The organism is Saccharibacillus deserti, from assembly GCF_013618475.1.
In the GTDB taxonomy this organism is placed as follows: domain Bacteria; phylum Bacillota; class Bacilli; order Paenibacillales; family Paenibacillaceae; genus Saccharibacillus; species Saccharibacillus deserti.
The window spans coordinates 18,896-36,196 of sequence record NZ_JABJVN010000014.1 but is presented as its reverse complement, the minus strand read 5'-3'; the positions used below and the strand labels follow the sequence as shown (position 1 = coordinate 36,196).

The following is a 17,301-nucleotide window of genomic DNA, read 5'->3' as shown; positions in this document are numbered from 1 at the left end:
CGTCAACAAAGAGCCCGATCTATCCGAATATATAGAATCTTCTCGCTCCGCTGGTCGATCCAGGCATGCTTGGAGCGCCGCAAGCCCGCCAGCCAGACAATGCGGCCCTGCGCGTCGCACACGACCGGAATCAAACTGCGGCCGGACGGAGCGATCTTTTCGTCGATCAGCAGATCTTTGACTTTTTTCGTGCCGGCATCACCCGGAAGCTCGATCCGGTCTCCCGGAAGACGCGAGCGCACGGTCAACGGGTACTCCAGACGATCCGCATCAAAAACGGCTTCTTCCCGGCCCAGGTTCTTCAGCACCCCGGCAGCGGGAACTTCCCGTTCTTCCCTGAAAATCATGTCGAGATCGCCCAGCCGCAGGGTACGGATAGCCGGCCCCCTGTCGAAAGTCTCGGTTTCAAGGACGGCAAGCTCCGGTCGGCCGAGACGGAAAAAAGCACGATCGTATTCGCGCGTACAAGTCCGGCCGTATCCGAGGTCCAGTGTCCAGGTCGAGTCGTCGGGAGAAAGCAGGCGCCGGCGGACAAGATCCACCTTTGCAAAATCGGTTTCCATTCCCGGTTCCGACAGGTAATTTAATATTAATTTAACGAGCCTGCGTTGTAAAGCGAAGGGCAGCAGGGAAAAGGCCTTTGTATCCAGTTCCGTCCGCTCTTTTTCTCTCCGGCAGACCCGTTCGAACGCGGAAGCGGTCTGTTCGTTCAAATAATCGTCCTCGAGGCCCATCGTATCGGCCAGCCGGTTCAATGCCGAAGACAGCTGTGCATTGTAGCTTTCCAGATGCGGAAAAGTCTCCAGCCGCAGCCGGTTGCGCGTATAATCCGTGTGGGCATTGCTGCTGTCCGTCGCATATTCGATCCCGTTCCGCCGGCAAAAACCGACCAGCTCTTCCTTGTCGAAACGCAGCAGCGGCCGGATCAGGCGAACGCCTTCCCACTCGCGCACGCGGCGCATCCCGGCCAGGCCTCCGGCTCCGCTGCCGCGCAGCAGATGCAGCATCACCGTCTCTGCCTGATCGCCGGCATGATGGGCGAGCGCAATCGCGGATGCCCCGTACCGGCGAGCCGTTTCCCGCAGAAAGCGATATCGAAGTTCGCGCGCCGCCGCCTGGGTACCGAGCCCGGCTTCCTTCTTATACCTGCGGACATCGGGCTCGCCCAGTTCAAAAGGAATGCCGAGCCGCCCGGCTGCCTGCCGCACCAGGTCGGCTTCCGCCGCCGATTCTTCCGGCCGGAGGCCGTGATTCACGTGGGCGCAGACCAAGCCAATCCCATGCGCGGCCGACAAGCCGTGCAGCAGGTGAAGAAGCGCGAGCGAATCGGGGCCTCCCGAAACGGCTGCCACGATCCGGTCCCCGCTGCTCCACATGCCGTATTGGCCGGCTTCTTCCTCGATGCCCCTGTTCAAGGCGTTCTCCTCTTTCACCGTCCGGACCTCCATTTATATCGCTGCGCACCGTATCGGGCCCTGAAAAGCCCGGTTACAGCGACAGCGCCGTATACATTACAATACCGAGCAGCAGCAGCGAACCGCAGAACGCAAGTGTGAGCAGCTTGGAAGAGCTTCGGCGGCCTTTGGCGGGATACAGCCGGTACAGGGCTTTCCAATGGGCCGATGCTTCGCGCGAACTGCCGAATCCGCCGCGCAGCGCCCGGTCAAACCAGGGTTCAAACGGCCGCAGGGGCGGGATTCTTTCCGCCAGCTGGACCAGGTCTTCCGCGCTGCGGGTCTGCGGCAGCAGGGCCGCATCCAGACGGCGCAGTCCGCGTTCGTCGAATACATGCAGGCACAGGACGGCGAACGCAAACAGATCGTATCCCGGATCGGCTTTGTGGCTGCCCGCATTCCAGTATTTCCGATCGTACCAGCCGCTGTACTGCTTCACGTTTTCTCCGATCGGACTGGCTCCGCCGTAATCGACGAGTTCGACCTCCCCGCTTTCTTCGACCAGCACATGACAAGGTTTGAGATCCCCGAAGATAAAGCCGGCCTGATGCAGTTCCGACAGCCGATCCAGCAGCCCCAGCCCGGCCGCACCAATCTGGCGGTACCCGTACTTGCGTATATAAGCATCGATCGCAACTCCGCGGACGAATTTCATCACATAAAAAGGAATGAATCGCCCTTCGGTCTCGAACCGGTCGGCATCAAGCAGAAAGGAGCGGCGGCTGCCGTTCTCAAACTCCCTTTTCTTCAGCTCGGCCAGCACTTCGACCTCGGTCTTCAACTCCGGCCTCTCCGGGCCGGCTTTCAGTGCGGCCTGCTGCCCACCGGCTGTTCGAACCAGGTAAACGTTGCCGTTGGCCCCGCGTCCGATCAGCGATTGTATCGTATATTGTCCGCCGTGGGACGCGCCGGTTACGACCGTCCCCGGTGTAAATCCCGGCAAATCTGGTGCAGCCACTTGGCATCCCATCCTTTCCGGTACGAGCCCGCCGAATTACGGTTCTACCCGACCTTAGGCATTCACAGCCTGTACCCCTATACACTCTCCGTACTATTATCGGACAGCGCGCCTTGTTCGTTGAACGCCGGGAGAAACAAAGCAAAAAACCGCGAGCGGCTGTGCCATTCGCGGTGTTCGCAGTTATAAACTTCCAATAGATCGGCTTAACCCGAGCGGGTTGTATCACCCGGCTTCGAATTTAGGATCTTTTGGCTCCACGGCCTCCACGCTTGGATTCCGTGTTTTTTTTGATGGAGGAGATTCTTTCTTCGCTGTCCTTAAGGAAACGGGTCAATTTATCATCAAACGAAGGCTTACCGAATGCGGGCTTGCCGAATGCAGGTTTACCGCCGCCAGGAGGCCTCGAAGGTCTTCCGCCGCCGCTTCCGCCGCCACGGTTGAAGCCGCCGCCACCACCGCCACCGCCGCTGAAGCGTTCGCCGCCACCGCTTCCGCCGCTGCTTGGACCACGATCTTGTCTAGGCGGACGGGAAGAAGGAGCGGGTGCAGAACCGGCAGGTCTGTCCACGGTTTGCTTGATGGACAAGCCGATTTTGCCGTCTTTGTCGACATTGATGACTTTAACCGTCACCATATCGCCAATCTTCAGGTGATCGTTCACATCTTTTACGTAATTGTCGGCGATTTCCGAGATGTGAACAAGACCTGTGACACCTCCGGACAAATCCACGAATGCTCCAAAATGCGTGATGCCTGTCACTTTGCCCTCTAATTTGGTGCCTACTTCAATTGCCATAGAATGAAATGATCCTCCCTTAAAAATATACAGCCGAATCTGTCAAATTCCGGGCTGCGGTGATTTGATTATAACGGAAGCGGAATCGGCGGTCAACAAACAAAACCGCATAAAACCGCGGAAAAACTACTCTCCTCCGCCTTCTCCGGTAACCCGGATCGGGATCTCTTCCGGTTTGTACATATTGTATTCTTTGCGGGCGATTTGCGCGACGTACTCCGGATCCTGCAGCCGCTTAATCTCCGTTTTGATCTCATTCAGCGCCGTTTCGTTTTCCAACCGGGCCGTTTTGCGTTCTTCCAACTGCGAGGCTTTGTCCGCAATGACGGAAGACTGGTCAATCAGCGTGTAACTTGCCCAACCCAACAGAACCAGCATCAAGACGGCCCACAAGCGAAGACGCTTCTTGCCGCTCTGCTGCCGATTCGATGAAGTGCGTCGGACCTCGGTCCGGGTTTTTTTGGGCGTTCGTTCGGACTGTTGTCTGTTGGGATTGGATGCTGCGGAAGTCGCTCTCATGCTTATGGAACCCTCCTTCACCGGGCTGATGCCGGCTGTTATGTAAAATTACTGCAGCGGACCGATGTTCTTTTGAAAAAAAGGACTTCGGCACACAGCGCTACTTCTTTATCGGCAAGCAGGTTGGCAAGCTGGATAGAGCAAGGGAACTATTCTTGCCGGATTTGAATGCGGTCAATAGTCTGTACTGCCTAACTTCGTCACTTACCTTACACATTAACACAATAAAAGGCGCAATGACGCGAAAATCCGCAAAATTAGACGAAAAAGGCGTTCCCGCGTCAGCGGAAACGCCTTTTTCGGTTGTCAAACATCAATCAGAAGGGAAAGCCTTCTTCTCTGGGAATAGGCTCTTCTTTGACTACGGTATACATGCCTGCCGCTTCGTCTTTACGGGTCGTGTCGGCAATGCGTTCGACGCGAACGGTAACGAGCTTCTGGCCGAACTGCACGGTAATTTCATCGCCGACTTTCACCGAAGCGCTGGGCTTGGCCTCGCGGCCGTTGATCAGGACGCGTCCCTGTTCGGACACGTCTTTGGCTACGGTACGACGCTTAATGAGCCTGGACACTTTCAGGAATTTATCGACACGCATAATTACTTAACCGCGTCTTTGAGTTTGTTGCCCGCTTTGAATGCAGGAACACTGGATTCGGCGATCGTAATCGGTTCGCCGGTTTGCGGGTTGCGGCCCGTACGGCCTGCACGTTTGCGGGTTTCGAACGTGCCGAAACCGATCAATTGAACTTTGTCGCCGCCTGCGAGTGCTTCGGTTACGCCGTCCATAAAGCCGTTAAGTACCGCTTCGACTTCTTTTTTGCCTACGCCGCTTTTTTCCGCGATGCTGTTGATCAGTTCTGTTTTATTCATTGGTTTCATTCCTCCCGGGATTTTAAAGTCGCGTCCGAGCTTCTTCGCATCGGCCGCCGGACCGGGGTCCGGACAGACCGGGGCGGGAAACGTAACGCTCAAAATGATAAGCGGAGCGCGGGAATGAGCCGCACCGCCGCGGTTATCTGTGGGTCGGACCGCTCGCTTGAGTAGACCTCATCCTCATATTCTGGATAAAAAGGCTTATTCCTCTTTTCGCGGGCGGACGCTGTAAAAATATTGCCTCTTCGCCTTATTCCGACCGTTTCGCTTCGTTCCACAGCGCATCCATTTCTTCAAGCGTGCTGCTCTGCGGGGAACTGCCGCGCTCGCGCAGCTTGTCCTCGATATAGCGGAAACGGCGGCGGAACTTGTTGTTGACGAGAGAAAGCGCTTCTTCGGGATCGGCATCCAGAAAACGGGACGCGTTGACCGCGGAAAAGAGCAGATCGCCCAATTCAAGCTTAAGCGATTCCGGATCGGCCCCCTCGGCCAATCCGCTTCTGAGCTCGGCGAGCTCTTCTTCGATCTTGGACAATGCGCCTTCGATCGTTTCCCAGTCGAAACCGGCTTTTGCCGCTTTCTTCTGGAGCTTGTACGCCTTCATCAGCGCGGGAAGGTCTCTCGGAACACCGTCGAGCAGAGAAGCTTCCGGCGCGTCTTCGCCCCGCATTTGCTTCTCCTGCGCCTTCATGGCATCCCAGTTTTTCAACGCTTCCTCGGCGCTTCCGGCAGCTTTGTCGCCGAACACGTGCGGATGGCGGAAGATCAACTTCTCGTTTAACCCCCGAATCACGTCGTAAACGTTGAACGTGCCGATCTCCTCTTCCATGCGGGAATGCAGCAGGATCTGCAGCAGCAGATCGCCAAGCTCTTCCCGCATGTGGTCCGGATCGTCGTCGTCGATCGTCTCCAGCACTTCGTAGGTCTCTTCGATCAGATTCTTGCGAATCGAAGCATGGGTCTGCTCGATATCCCAGGGACAGCCGCCGGGGCTGCGAAGGATACCGACGATTTCGTGCAATCTTCCGAAGCTTGCGGCCCGAAGCGATTCGTCTTCGCTGCGCGGTATGTAGACAAGCGACAGGTTGCCGTACCCTTCCAGGCGATCCAGCTCGTAGAGAGGGACGCGAACGATTCGCTCTTCCCCTTCCACGCCAAGCGCATGTCCCACCACAACCGGATAATCGTCGGGATACACATCCATCAATCCGAGTTTAACCTCCGAAGCGGTCAGCGAATCGTAGACCTGGCCGATCAGCGTATGCAGGGAAGGGCGGATCAGTTCTACCGTCACGTTCGAAGAGTCCAGCAACTGGAATCCTTCGATCGGATCGAAACCGAGCCGGACAAAGGCTTGATCGAGAAAACTTTCTCCGCCGAGTACGGTCAGGGGGATTCCCGCCTGCTCCGCATATCCGCGCAGCAGCAGAACGGTCTTCTCGGCCACCATCGGGTGCCCGGGTACCGCGTAGACAATCTCCGCTTCTTCCGCCTGTTCGATCAACTTCCGGGCGATCGTCTCGTAGACGTCCCCGAACGATTCGTTCGACTCGTAGACCCCGTCGAACGAATCGAACACGATGCCTTCGGCCGCAATCCGGCTCATGACCGGATGCTCCTTCGTCCGCACATAAATCGAGCCTGCGCTCTGAAGAATCTTCCATATGCCCAATGTGAGTTGATTCGGATCGCCGGACCCCAGTCCGACGACCGTAATTCCTTTACCCATTGCCGCTTCCTCCCTTTCCGCTGCACCTCGCATTTTACCACTATAGCACGGGTTCCGGCGAATTGCGAATCCTAAATACGTACAGGCGTTCCCCATTCCGGCAAAAGGCTTTGTTCGCCAAAACGGTCCGGGACGCCTTGCGCAGACTCACTTTTCGCGGCGCAGCTTCCGCGCCAGGGCGGCGAGTTTCGCGCCGCCGGGCAGTGCGGACAGCTCCGCGTCCGATACCGCACGGGTATAGACGAGCGCGGCGGCAAAAGCGAGAAGGCCCGCGGAGACGCCGGCGGCGCTCGTCAGCAGCGCTCCCGTGCGGCCGCCGAGACCCGCGGCGGTCAGGAGGCCGTCCGTCAGCAGGCGGGCGGCATAAGCGGCCAGCGCCGTCAGCCCCGCCAGCAGCAGGGGCTGAAGGAGCGTCCGGCGGCCGTTGGCGCGCAGCCCGGTCAGACGGGCGAGCATCAGGACGCCGAGCAGCGCGGCGACCATGTAGGAGACGGCGCCGGCGAGAGCCGCGCCGGCGATGCCCATCTGCGGCACCAGCAGCAGATTGAGCACAAGCTTGAGCGCAGCCGAGACGAGCAGGAACAGCGCGGGGGCACGGACGGCGCCCATGCCCTGCAGCAGCGCGGCGGATACGATGCCAAGCGTGCCGCCCGCGGCGGACAGGGCGGTCCAGCGCAGCGCGTCCGTCCCTTGGGCATCGGCGTACAGCATGACGTTGACCGGCCCGGCCAGCACGGCAAGGCCTCCCGCAGCCGTCAGGCCGAGCAGCCATAACCAGCGCAGCGCGACCGAAGCCGACACCGCGATTCGGCCTTCTTCGCCCCGGGCTTTGGCTTCGGCGATTGCCGGCAGCAGCAGCGTCGACAGCGAAGTCGACAGCATGAAGACAAGCTGGACGATCGGAATGCCGCGGTTGTAGATGCCGAACTGCTCCATGGCGGCGAGGTCTCCCCAGCCTCCGTTTTGAAGCATGCGCGGCACGGTCAGCGTATCGACCAGTCCGAGCAGCGGCTGGGACAGGGAACCGATAAATACCGGTACGGCATAGATCATCAGCGTCTTGATCCAGCGGCCGACAGAGCCGCCTTCCGGATCGGCGGAAGGCTCGAGCCGATAGGCCGGATTGGCCGTCAGACCGCCGGAAGGCGGCACTTCGGCAATCCCTGTCGGCCTGCCCGCCTTCCGGTTTCGCCGATAACGCTGCCAGAACACCAGCATGACGACCAGACCGGCCAGGCCGCCCGCAAAGGAGCCCAGAGCGGCTCCTGCGGCGATCCGCTCGTCGGACGCTCCTGCGGCGCTGAGCGTCAGCAGCAGCGCAATCATCACGCCTACGCGGACAATCTGCTCCGACACCTGCGATACGGCAGTCGGCAGCGCCTGCTGCTGTCCCTGGAAGAAGCCGCGCAGCGCGGCCATGGGAGGAACGACAAGCAGCGCTATCGCTATGGCGCGCAGCGGAACCAACGTATGCTCGCTCCCGATCCAACCGGAGAGCAGCGGCGCCAGGCTCCACATCCCCAATGCCATCACAAACCCGGCGAAGCAGCCGGCGAGCAGACCCGCGCGCAGCACGTTTCGAACGCCGTTCTCGTCCGCGCCGGCCAGCCTCTCGGCCACGTGTTTGGAGATCGCCGCCGGCAGGGCGGCCGTCACGAAGACGGCCAGAAACGCATAAAACGAATAAACGGTCGTATAGATGCCGAATACGCCGTCGCCGCCGATATTTTGCAGCGGGATCTTCTGAAGCGTACCGATCAGTTTGGACAGGATCGCCGCGGCGCCAAGAATAAAGGCGCCTCTGAGCAGACCCGACGAGGTGGATGTCTTCACGCCGCGACCTCCTTTCTTGCCGGAAGCCGTTTGGCTTCCGGCCATTTTTCGGCTCAAAAAAATAGCGCGTGAACCGCGCTATTTTTGAGTTTGACTATGAACGTTAGAGACTGCCTGCAGGCGGATCGGATTACTTGCCGTCCGTCTTCGTGTCGGTACCCGTATCCGTCTTGGTGCCGGCATCGCCCGATTCGGTTTTCGGGGCATCTTCGGTCTTCGTTCCGTCGACGGCCGCGTCACCTTCGGTGCCTTCCGTTACCGCTCCGTCTGTTCCCGCGGCCGGAGTCTCGCCCGTACCTTCGGCTGCCGGCGCTTCTTCCTTGAACTCTTCCTTGCTCTTCGTAATGCCCGCAAGGTCGTTATCGAGGAAGTCCTGCATCTTGGTGGACGCGAGGGTGCTGCGAATTGTTTCTTTTACTTCGTCGGTCAAGGTTTCCGTTCTTTTTTCTACTTTGATGACATGGTAGCCGTATTCCGTTTTGACCGGATCGCCCACTACCCCGATTTTTTGTTCCAATGCGGCTTTTTTGAATGCTTCGACCCAGTCGTTGACCGCGGCATTTTCGTACAATCCGCCGTTCGAAGCCGAACCCGGATCTTCCGACAGTTCTTCGGCAACTTTGGCAAAGTCTTCGCCGCCGTCAACTCTGGCTTTGGCTTCTTTGGCCAGCTTCAGCGTCTCGGCATCCGTACGTTCCTTTTCTTCGGCGTCTTTGAAATTGATCAGGATATGACGGACGTTGGCCGTGATATAAGCCTCTTTGTTCGCATCGTATTCTTTTTGCACATCGGCGTCCTTCACTTGGTTGGACATATGCTGAACGGCCGTCATCACCTGGGTCATATAGGCGGTGAGGTCCGCTTCCGTAATACTTTGATCCTTGAGGAGCGTATCAAACTGCGCTTGATCGACCTGGGTCTTGAACTGGTCGACCTGCGCTTTGGCCATCTCCGTGCCTTTTTTCTTTTCTTCGTCGCTTGCTTTGCCTTCGAGATAGCTGTAAGCGATCTGCTGGTCCAGCATGTAGTTCTTGATTTCGCTCGAATCCATCATCGACGCATAGGTCGGCTGCAGGAATTTCATGACGTTCAGTTCGGTGTTAAACTGGTCTTCCGTTACCGTTCCCCCGTCGTAAGTAGCCAGGACTTTGCTGTCGTCGGCCGGCTTGGTATCCGTTGCCGCCGTATCGGCCGGTTTGGCCGTTTCGGTTCCGCTGTTGGTCTCCGCGGCCGGCTTGGCCTCGTTATCGGCTTTGTCGCCGCATGCGGCCAGTACGGAAAAAGACAATACCGCAACGGCTCCGAGCGACGCCAATTTTCCCCATTTTTTATGACTTAACTGCATCATGAAGTTCTCCCTTCGATTTGAACGCTTCTTGGAGGGCATCCAGAACCCGTTCCAGCGTCTCGAGACGCCCGGATTCCGGCAGGTTCCTGCCTTTGACGTGGAACGCAAGAGGTGTGCCCTGCTTAAATTGTACACTGCTTTCGAATCGATTTCCAATTTGCGCAAGTTTGGACGGCTCGGCGGCTTTCTCCTGTCCTTCGTAGAAAGTAACCGCAAGATCGTCTCCTTTTCTCGCGATGCTTTCGATACCGTACGCACGGCCGTAAATTTTGAAGCGGGCGACCTGCATCAGGCGTACGACGGCTTCCGGCAGTTCGCCGAACCGGTCGAGCAGTTCGTCTTCCAGTTCAAGCACGTCTTCGAATGTCGTTGCCGCCGCGACTTTTTTGTAAATTTCGATCTTCTGGATACTGTCGTAGATATAATCCGCCGGGAGATAAGCATCGATCGACAGGTCGATCATCGTGCTCCAGTGCTTGTCTTCCGCCGGCGCTTCGCCGAGCATCGAGATTTTGCGCTTCTGGATCTCTTCGGCCAGCATCTGCGAGTACAGGTCGAAACCGACCGACGCGATAAAGCCGGACTGTTCCGCGCCGAGCAGGTTGCCCGCGCCGCGGATCGACAGATCGCGCATGGCAATCTTGAAACCGGAACCAAGTTCGGTGAATTCCTTGATCGACTGCAGACGTTTCTCGGCGACTTCGGTCAGCACCTTGTCTTTTTGATAAGAGAAATAGGCATAGGCGATCCGGTTGGAACGGCCTACGCGCCCGCGCATCTGGTACAGCTGCGACAGCCCCATCTTGTCCGCGTCGTGCACAATCAGCGTGTTGACGTTCGGAATATCCACGCCCGTCTCGATGATGCTCGTGCTGACCAGAACGTCCGATTCGCCTTCGAGGAAGTCCAGGATCGTACGTTCCAACTCCTGCTCGCTCATCTGTCCGTGACCCACGCTGACGCGGGCGTCCGGCACGAGTTCGGAAATTTCCGCCGCTTTCTCATGGATGCCCTGCACACGGTTGTACAGGTAGTAGACCTGTCCGCCGCGTGCGAGCTCCCGCTCGATCGCTTCGCGAACGAGCGTCGGGCTGTATTCGACCACATACGTCTGCACCGGGAAACGGTTCTCCGGCGGCGTCTCGATGACCGACAGATCGCGGACGCCCAGCATGGACATATGGAGCGTACGCGGAATCGGGGTTGCCGTCAGCGTGAGCACGTCCACGTTGGTCTTGAGCCGCTTCAGCTTTTCTTTGTGCGTCACGCCGAACCGCTGTTCTTCGTCGACGATCAGCAGGCCGAGATCCTTGAATACGAGGTCCTGCGACAGAATGCGGTGCGTGCCGATAATGACGTCGATCGTTCCCTGCTTGACGCCCTTGATCGTCTCGTTCTGTTCTTTGCGCGAGCGGAAACGGCTGAGCACGCCGATGTTGAACGGATACCCTTCGAAGCGTTCCCGGAACGTCTCGTAATGCTGCTGGGCCAAAATGGTCGTCGGTACGAGAATCGCCACCTGCTTGCCTTCGATCGCCGCTTTGAACGCGGCGCGGATCGCGACTTCCGTTTTGCCGTAGCCCACGTCCCCGCACAGCAGCCGGTCCATCGGACGGGTCATTTCCATGTCGCCCTTGATCTCTTCGATCGCCCGCAGTTGGTCGCGCGTCTCCTCGTAAGGGAACGTGTTCTCGAAATCGTTCTGGTCCGGCGTGTCCTTGTCGAAACTGTAGCCGGCCGATGCCTGGCGTTCCGCATACAGTTTGATGAGATCGTCGGCAATGTCCTGCACGGACGAACGGACTTTGGTCTTGACTCTTGTCCATTCGTTGCCGCCAAGTTTGTAGACTTTCGGTTCTTTGTCTTCGGCGCCGACGTATTTCTGGATCAGGTCGATCTGTTCGATCGGTACCGACAGTTTGTCTCCGCCGGCATACATGATATGCATATAATCTTTGTGGATGCCGGCAACTTCAAGCGTGCCGATGCCGAGATATTTGCCGATACCGTGATTCTGGTGCACCACGTAATCGCCTACCTTCAGCTCGGTATAGCTTTTGATCCGCTCGGCATTGTCGATCTGCTTGGTACTGGTGCTTTTGCGTACTTTACGCTGCTTCTGCGCAAACAGTTCGCCTTCCGTGACGACAACGAGATGCGCGGAAGGCAGCTCGAAGCCGCCCTGCAGATGGCCGCGCATGATTTCCGGCGTTTCGATCTCGTAGTCTTCCAGCACCTGACGGATCCGCGCGGCGCGCTCGTCGTCGCCGGCCAGCATGATAACGCGCATATTGGACTTTTTCCAACGCCCCATCTCGGCCTTCAGCACGTTCATCTGTCCGTGGAAGTCCTGCATGGTCCGGCTGACCACATTGACGACCTGTCCGGGATGGGTACGCGGAATCTGGCGGACGAACAAGGAGAGGAACAGCGTCTGGAACGGCCGCTGATAGATCGAGCTGTCGCCTTCCAGCGCCAGCGGCAGATCCGGGAGGCTTTTCCCGCTTTGCAGCAGATGCAAGTTCCACTCGGCTTCGTCCCGTTCGAGCTGCGCGGCCGTATCGAGCAGACGCGAAGGCTCGTCCATCAGCAGCAGCGTGTTTTCCGGCATATAATCGTAAAGCGTCCGTCGTTCCGGATAGATCAGGGACACGTATTTGTACATTTCCGGGAAATGGATCTGCTGGCGCAGCAGGTCGATTTCCCGGCCGATTTCCTGCTGCAGAGCCGTCTTGGCTTTGCGGTCGGTCATACGCTCCAGCTGTTTCTCCAGCAGGGCGGCAGCCGCATCGGCTCCCTGCTTCATCCGTTCCCCGCTCGCCACAAGTTCGCGGCTCGGGAGAATACGGACGCGTTTGACCTTATCGATCGAACGCTGGTCTTCCGGATCGAATGTACGGATCGAATCGACTTCGTCGTCGAACAATTCGACCCGGTAAGCAAGCGTGGATGTCGTCGGGAAAAAGTCGACGATTCCGCCGCGGACGCTCATCTCTCCCCGGGTCTCCACGCGTTCCACACGCGAATAGCCAAGTTCGACCATTCGCATCAGGAAAGCTTCCAGATCGAGAGTCGAACCTTCTTCAATCGTCAGTTGGGCGGAGCGAATAGCGTCCGGATCCGGGACAAAACGCCGCAGACCGGAAAACGGTACGACAAGCACTCCTTTGAATCCGTCCGCACAGCGAGTCAGCACTTCAATACGCTGGGCGATGGTCTCCGGACTTGAGATCGCGGATTCCGCCGCAACCAATTCGTTGGCCGGATAGAACAGTACGCTGCCTTCGGGAAGCGCTTCCTGAAGATCATCCGCGATTTTTTGAGCCGAGAAAATATTGTGCGTGACGATCAGCAGCGGTCGTTCCAGCTCCTGATGCAGACCCGCCATCATCAGCTGGCGAGCCGAACCCGACAAGCCCGCGACCAGCTGTTCCTTCATCCCTGCCGAAACGGCATCTTTGATCGAGACGAAGTCGTGATCCCGGGCAACTTCTTTGATAAGCGCGTTTAACAAGGGGGGCACCTCTCTTATGCTTATGGAGTAAAAAGATACGGCACGAAGGCTTTGCGATGCGGCTGGGCGCACGACGCCAAAGCCTTTCTTTATCCGTTGAACCGGGCCATCGTTTGTTCGAACGTATGGTCCAGACTGTGTTCGAGCGCCTCGCATGTCTTTTCGATCATTTCGTCCAGCAAAGGCTGCTCCGCTTTTGAAAAAGGGGCCAGCACATAATCGACAATGGCCATGCCGTTTTGCGGGCGGGAAATGCCCATACGCACACGATCGAAAGTCTGCGTGCCGGTATGCTGAATAATCGACTTGATGCCGTTATGGCCGCCGGCGCTGCCCTGGTAGCGCAGCCGGACGCGGCCGACTTCGGTGTCGAGGTCGTCATAGACGACAATCAAATCTTTGAGTTCGACTTTATAATAGTCCATATAGGCGCGAACCGATTCGCCCGACAGATTCATGAAGGTCATCGGTTTGATCAATACGATTTTCTCGCGGCCGACCGTGCCTTCTCCGATCAGCGCTTTGCATTTGCTCTGATTGATGGAAATGCCGTGTTTCTGCGCCAGACGGTCCAAAGCCATGAACCCGACGTTATGACGCGTTTTTTCATAATTTTTCCCGGGATTCCCCAGACCTACGATCCATTTCATCCGCTACGACTCCTCGCCTGCAATCGTTATGGTTCTGATGCGTATTTTTGTTACAATATACGGATAAAGCATAGTAGAGACAAAAGCACGGAACGCTGCAGCCTGGCTGCAGTGCGCCGTGCCAGTCCCTTCAACAAAGGAGCTGTAAAGCGGCATGTACAAATTCGGAGCCTTGCTCAAAGACAACCGTCACTTTCACGATCATATGAACGCCGGCGTACCTGTCGAAGTCTATCACCACGACGTCCCTGTGGATATCGGAATGATCACCGGCATTCACGAAAGCTTTATCGAAATCGGCCGTTCGCTTTACCACCGCGGCCGCTATGTGTTTCTCTCGCGTCCGGGATACTGAGGACCCGGCCTGCAAGCTTCCCGGTCAACCCGGGAACGGGTCACGCCGAGAAGGGTTACGTTCCTTCGGAGAAGGGGACGTAACCCGCATAGGTCTTATGGCGATCGGAAGAATCAGATTTCAAACAGCTTGCTGATCGACAGCTCTTCGTGCACGCGAATGATCGCTTCGCCCAGCAGCGGAGCCACGGACAGCACTTTGAGTTTGTTTGTCGGATTAGGGTGGGTGATCGGAATCGTATCGGTCACGATCACTTCTTTTAAAGGCGAGTTCTCGAGACGTTCCATTGCCGGTCCGGACAGGACCGGATGCGTGCAGCAGGCGTAGACTTCTTTGGCTCCGCCTTCGACCAATGCGTTCGCACCGAGTACGATCGTGCCGGCCGTGTCGATGATGTCATCGATCAGGATCGCCGTTTTGCCTTCGATGTTCCCGATAATGTTCATGACTTCGCTGACGTTCGGTTCCGGACGGCGTTTGTCGATGATTGCCAGCGGAGCGTTAAGCAGGTCCGCAAGTTTGCGTGCGCGCACAACGCCGCCGTGGTCCGGCGAGACCACGATCGGATTCTCGATTTGTTTCGACCGGAAATACTGCGCCAGAATCGGCACGCCCAGAAGGTGGTCGACCGGGATATCGAAGAAGCCCTGAATCTGCATGGCATGCAGGTCCATCGCGATAACGCGATGAGCACCGGCCTTCTCGATCAGATCCGCGACCAGTTTGGCCGTAATCGGATCGCGCGAGCGTGCCTTGCGGTCTTGACGGGCATAGCCGTAATACGGAATGACAACATTAATGCTTTTTGCGGAAGCGCGTTTCAGCGCGTCGACCATGACCAGCAGTTCCATCAGATTGTCGTTGACGGGCAAACAAGTCGACTGAATGATGTACACGTGGCTTCCGCGCACGCTTTCGGACAATTTGACCTGGATCTCTCCGTCACTAAAGCTCGTCGTGTGCGATTCTCCCATCGGAATTCCGATATAGTCGGCGATCTGGTTCGCCAGCTTGGGGTTCGAATTGCACGTGAATATTTTCAGCTTTGAATCGCAATAAGTCATAGTAGTGTAAACCCTCCGTGCTGGTCATTAGTGGACCGGGCAGCCTAAGGCCGTACGGTCTCCGGTAAAACAATACCGCTTGCGCGGATGGCGGAGCTTCAGCTTTCCCGACTGTCTCGAACTCCCGAAGCGCGGCGCCGTTCCTGAACCGACTATCCAAATCGGTAGGGAAACGGCGCTGTGTTTTGCCGTTTTAGTTGCTTTTGCCCGCTTCCTTTTTTGCTTTGGCGCGAGCCTTGATCTTATCGGCATAACCCGGCTTGTTCTCCTGGCGCGCTCTTCCGATGGCCAGGTCTCCTGCCGGTACCTGCTTGGTGATCGTCGAACCGGCCACCACGTAGGCTCCTTGTCCGACGCGAACCGGTGCGATCAGGTTCACGTTGCTGCCGACAAAAGCATCGTCTTCGATCTCGGTCAGCGACTTGTTGAATCCGTCGTAATTGACGGTGATGGCTCCGCAGCCGATATTGACCCGGCTGCCGACTTTGGCGTCACCCACATAGCTCAGGTGGGAGACTTTGGAATCCTGCCCGATCTCGGCATTTTTCACTTCGACGAAGTTGCCGACTTTCACGCCCTCCGCCAGGCTTGAACCCGGGCGCAGGTGGGCGAACGGTCCGACAGACACGTGGTCGCCGACTTTGGAATCGCGGATCACGGAATGGGATACGCTGGTTCCGTCGCCGATTTCCGCATTTTCGATCTCGCTGTTCGGACCGATCGTGCATTCTTCCCCGATTACGGTTTGTCCCTTAATCACGGTACCCGGATAGAGGAGGGTATCGGAACCGATTTGGACATCGGCGCCGATATAGGTCGAAGCCGGATCGATCACGGTGACGCCGCCCAGCATATGCCCGCGTACGATGCGCTCGCGCATCGCCGCTTCAGCCTGGGACAGCACGACGCGGTCGTTGACACCGATCGACTCGGTCAGGTCCTGCGTGGCGTAGGCGGCAATCTTCTCCCCTTCGCCCTGTAAAATCCCGATTACGTCCGTAATATAGTATTCGCCCTGGGCATTCTCGTTCGTTACTTTGGCCAGCGCTTCGAACAGCTTGCGGTTGTCGAAACAGTAGGTGCCCGTATTGATTTCTTTTACGGCATCTTCTTCCGGCGAGCAGTCTTTCTGTTCGACGATACGCAGTACGCCGCCGTCTTCCCCGCGGATAATGCGTCCGAGACCGGTCGGATCCTCGGGAACCGCCGTCAAAATGGTCGCTGCCGCTCCTTCGCCTTCGTGCAGGGCGATCATCGCTTCGATCGTTTCCGCACGGACGAGCGGCGTATCGCCGCAGATCAGAATCGTCGTTCCTTCTTCCTTGCCCAGAAGTTCCTCCGCCTGGCGTACGGCGTGGCCCGTACCGAGCTGATCGGCTTGAAGCGCATAATCCACCTGATCGCCAAGGTAGGACTTTACCTCTTCCGCTCCGTGGCCCACGATGACTACCGTACGCTCGCTGTTCGTGCGGCGGACCGTGTCTACCACGTGTCCCACCATCGGCTTGCCGCATACCGGATGCAGCACCTTATACAGCTTCGACTTCATTCGTTTGCCCTTGCCGGCGGCAAGAACAATCGCCATCCTCTTCAATGCTCCGCCTCCTCTTTGTTTACCCGGAAATAACCGTTGCCTCTGGAGGCGACGGTTATTAAGGATTCGACCCTTCGGCCGCTATTTCTGCGTCTTCTGCTGCGTCTATGTCATTCATCCGCACGCGAAATGCGTCCGCGCTTGGCACAGATGCGAATTTGATCTTTTTACTATACTGAATATATCGCATTCCCGGCAAAAAGAAAAGGGAACCGAATCCCCCGGCTCCCCGTTCTATCTGATTATGTGTGGCTTACGCGCCTTCCTCGATAACTTCTTCGATTTCCGCGCCTTCCACGCCTGCACGCTCGTATTCGTCCAGAACGGCAGCTTGGATCTTCTCGCGGGTGCCCGAAGAGATCGGATGGGCGATATCCCGGAATTCTCCGTCCGGTGTACGCTTGCTTGGCATTGCAACGAACATTCCGTTATTTCCGTCGATCACCCGAATGTCGTGAACGACAAACTCGTCGTCGATGGTAATCGAAGCGATTGCCTTCATTCTACCTTCGGAGTTGACGCGGCGGAGTCTAACAGCCGTAATTTCCATTTAGGTTCACCACCTTTATCATTAGAAGACTTGGTGTATTATTCCACACCGGTATCCGAA

Annotated in this window: 15 protein-coding genes; 1 reads left to right on the top strand and 14 read right to left on the bottom strand. The window is 57.4% G+C overall.

Annotated elements, in window-relative coordinates; all coding sequences use genetic code 11:
• Positions 1-2 precede the first annotated feature (2 nt).
• The 11 genes from tilS to pth form a co-directional block, all read right to left on the bottom strand.
• A complete protein-coding gene (gene tilS, locus HOP44_RS22255) occupies positions 3-1,433 on the bottom strand; it encodes a tRNA lysidine(34) synthetase TilS (protein WP_343060014.1) in 1,431 nt (476 codons plus the stop codon).
• 55 nt (positions 1,434-1,488) lie between these two features.
• Positions 1,489-2,412, bottom strand: coding sequence for a protein kinase domain-containing protein (locus HOP44_RS22250; RefSeq protein ID WP_172257508.1), 924 nt, complete (start codon positions 2,410-2,412; stop codon positions 1,489-1,491).
• A 241-nt stretch (positions 2,413-2,653) separates the two neighbouring features.
• Positions 2,654-3,211 (bottom strand): S1 domain-containing RNA-binding protein, encoded by a 558-nt coding sequence (locus HOP44_RS22245; RefSeq protein WP_172257506.1) that lies wholly within the window; start codon positions 3,209-3,211, stop codon positions 2,654-2,656.
• A 126-nt stretch (positions 3,212-3,337) separates the two neighbouring features.
• Entirely contained in the window at positions 3,338-3,730 is a 393-nt protein-coding gene (locus tag HOP44_RS22240; RefSeq protein ID WP_172257504.1) for an FtsB family cell division protein, read from the bottom strand.
• A 317-nt stretch (positions 3,731-4,047) separates the two neighbouring features.
• On the bottom strand, positions 4,048-4,326 hold the full coding sequence (locus HOP44_RS22235; RefSeq protein ID WP_172199239.1) for an RNA-binding S4 domain-containing protein: 279 nt from the start codon (positions 4,324-4,326) through the stop codon (positions 4,048-4,050).
• A 2-nt stretch (positions 4,327-4,328) separates the two neighbouring features.
• Complete coding sequence (locus HOP44_RS22230; RefSeq protein ID WP_172199242.1) at positions 4,329-4,601, bottom strand: HU family DNA-binding protein; 273 nt, start codon at positions 4,599-4,601, stop codon at positions 4,329-4,331.
• A 253-nt stretch (positions 4,602-4,854) separates the two neighbouring features.
• Complete coding sequence (gene yabN / locus HOP44_RS22225) at positions 4,855-6,333, bottom strand: bifunctional methyltransferase/pyrophosphohydrolase YabN (protein WP_172257502.1); 1,479 nt, start codon at positions 6,331-6,333, stop codon at positions 4,855-4,857.
• Positions 6,334-6,480: 147 nt separating this feature from the next.
• Entirely contained in the window at positions 6,481-8,166 is a 1,686-nt protein-coding gene (locus HOP44_RS22220; protein WP_343060013.1) for a putative polysaccharide biosynthesis protein, read from the bottom strand.
• A 130-nt stretch (positions 8,167-8,296) separates the two neighbouring features.
• Complete coding sequence (locus HOP44_RS22215) at positions 8,297-9,514, bottom strand: peptidylprolyl isomerase (RefSeq protein ID WP_172257500.1); 1,218 nt, start codon at positions 9,512-9,514, stop codon at positions 8,297-8,299.
• Positions 9,495-13,028 carry a transcription-repair coupling factor gene (gene mfd / locus HOP44_RS22210; protein WP_172257498.1) on the bottom strand — a complete coding sequence of 1,178 codons (3,534 nt, stop codon included), beginning with the start codon at positions 13,026-13,028 and terminating at the stop codon, positions 9,495-9,497. The genes HOP44_RS22215 and mfd overlap by 20 nt, the downstream gene beginning before the upstream one ends.
• An 89-nt stretch (positions 13,029-13,117) precedes the next feature.
• On the bottom strand, positions 13,118-13,678 hold the full coding sequence (gene pth, locus HOP44_RS22205; RefSeq protein WP_172257496.1) for an aminoacyl-tRNA hydrolase: 561 nt from the start codon (positions 13,676-13,678) through the stop codon (positions 13,118-13,120).
• 154 nt (positions 13,679-13,832) lie between these two features.
• Between pth and HOP44_RS22200 the strand changes: the two genes are divergently transcribed.
• On the top strand, positions 13,833-14,033 hold the full coding sequence (locus tag HOP44_RS22200) for a hypothetical protein (protein ID WP_172257494.1): 201 nt from the start codon (positions 13,833-13,835) through the stop codon (positions 14,031-14,033).
• 113 nt (positions 14,034-14,146) lie between these two features.
• Here HOP44_RS22200 and HOP44_RS22195 read toward each other — a convergent pair whose 3' ends face one another.
• From HOP44_RS22195 to spoVG, 3 genes are all read right to left on the bottom strand, one after another.
• Entirely contained in the window at positions 14,147-15,097 is a 951-nt protein-coding gene (locus tag HOP44_RS22195; RefSeq protein WP_172199263.1) for a ribose-phosphate diphosphokinase, read from the bottom strand.
• A 193-nt stretch (positions 15,098-15,290) separates the two neighbouring features.
• Entirely contained in the window at positions 15,291-16,682 is a 1,392-nt protein-coding gene (gene glmU / locus HOP44_RS22190; protein ID WP_172257545.1) for a bifunctional UDP-N-acetylglucosamine diphosphorylase/glucosamine-1-phosphate N-acetyltransferase GlmU, read from the bottom strand.
• A 262-nt stretch (positions 16,683-16,944) separates the two neighbouring features.
• A complete protein-coding gene (spoVG, locus tag HOP44_RS22185) occupies positions 16,945-17,241 on the bottom strand; it encodes a septation regulator SpoVG (protein WP_172257475.1) in 297 nt (98 codons plus the stop codon).
• Between the last annotated feature and the right edge of the window lie 60 nt (positions 17,242-17,301).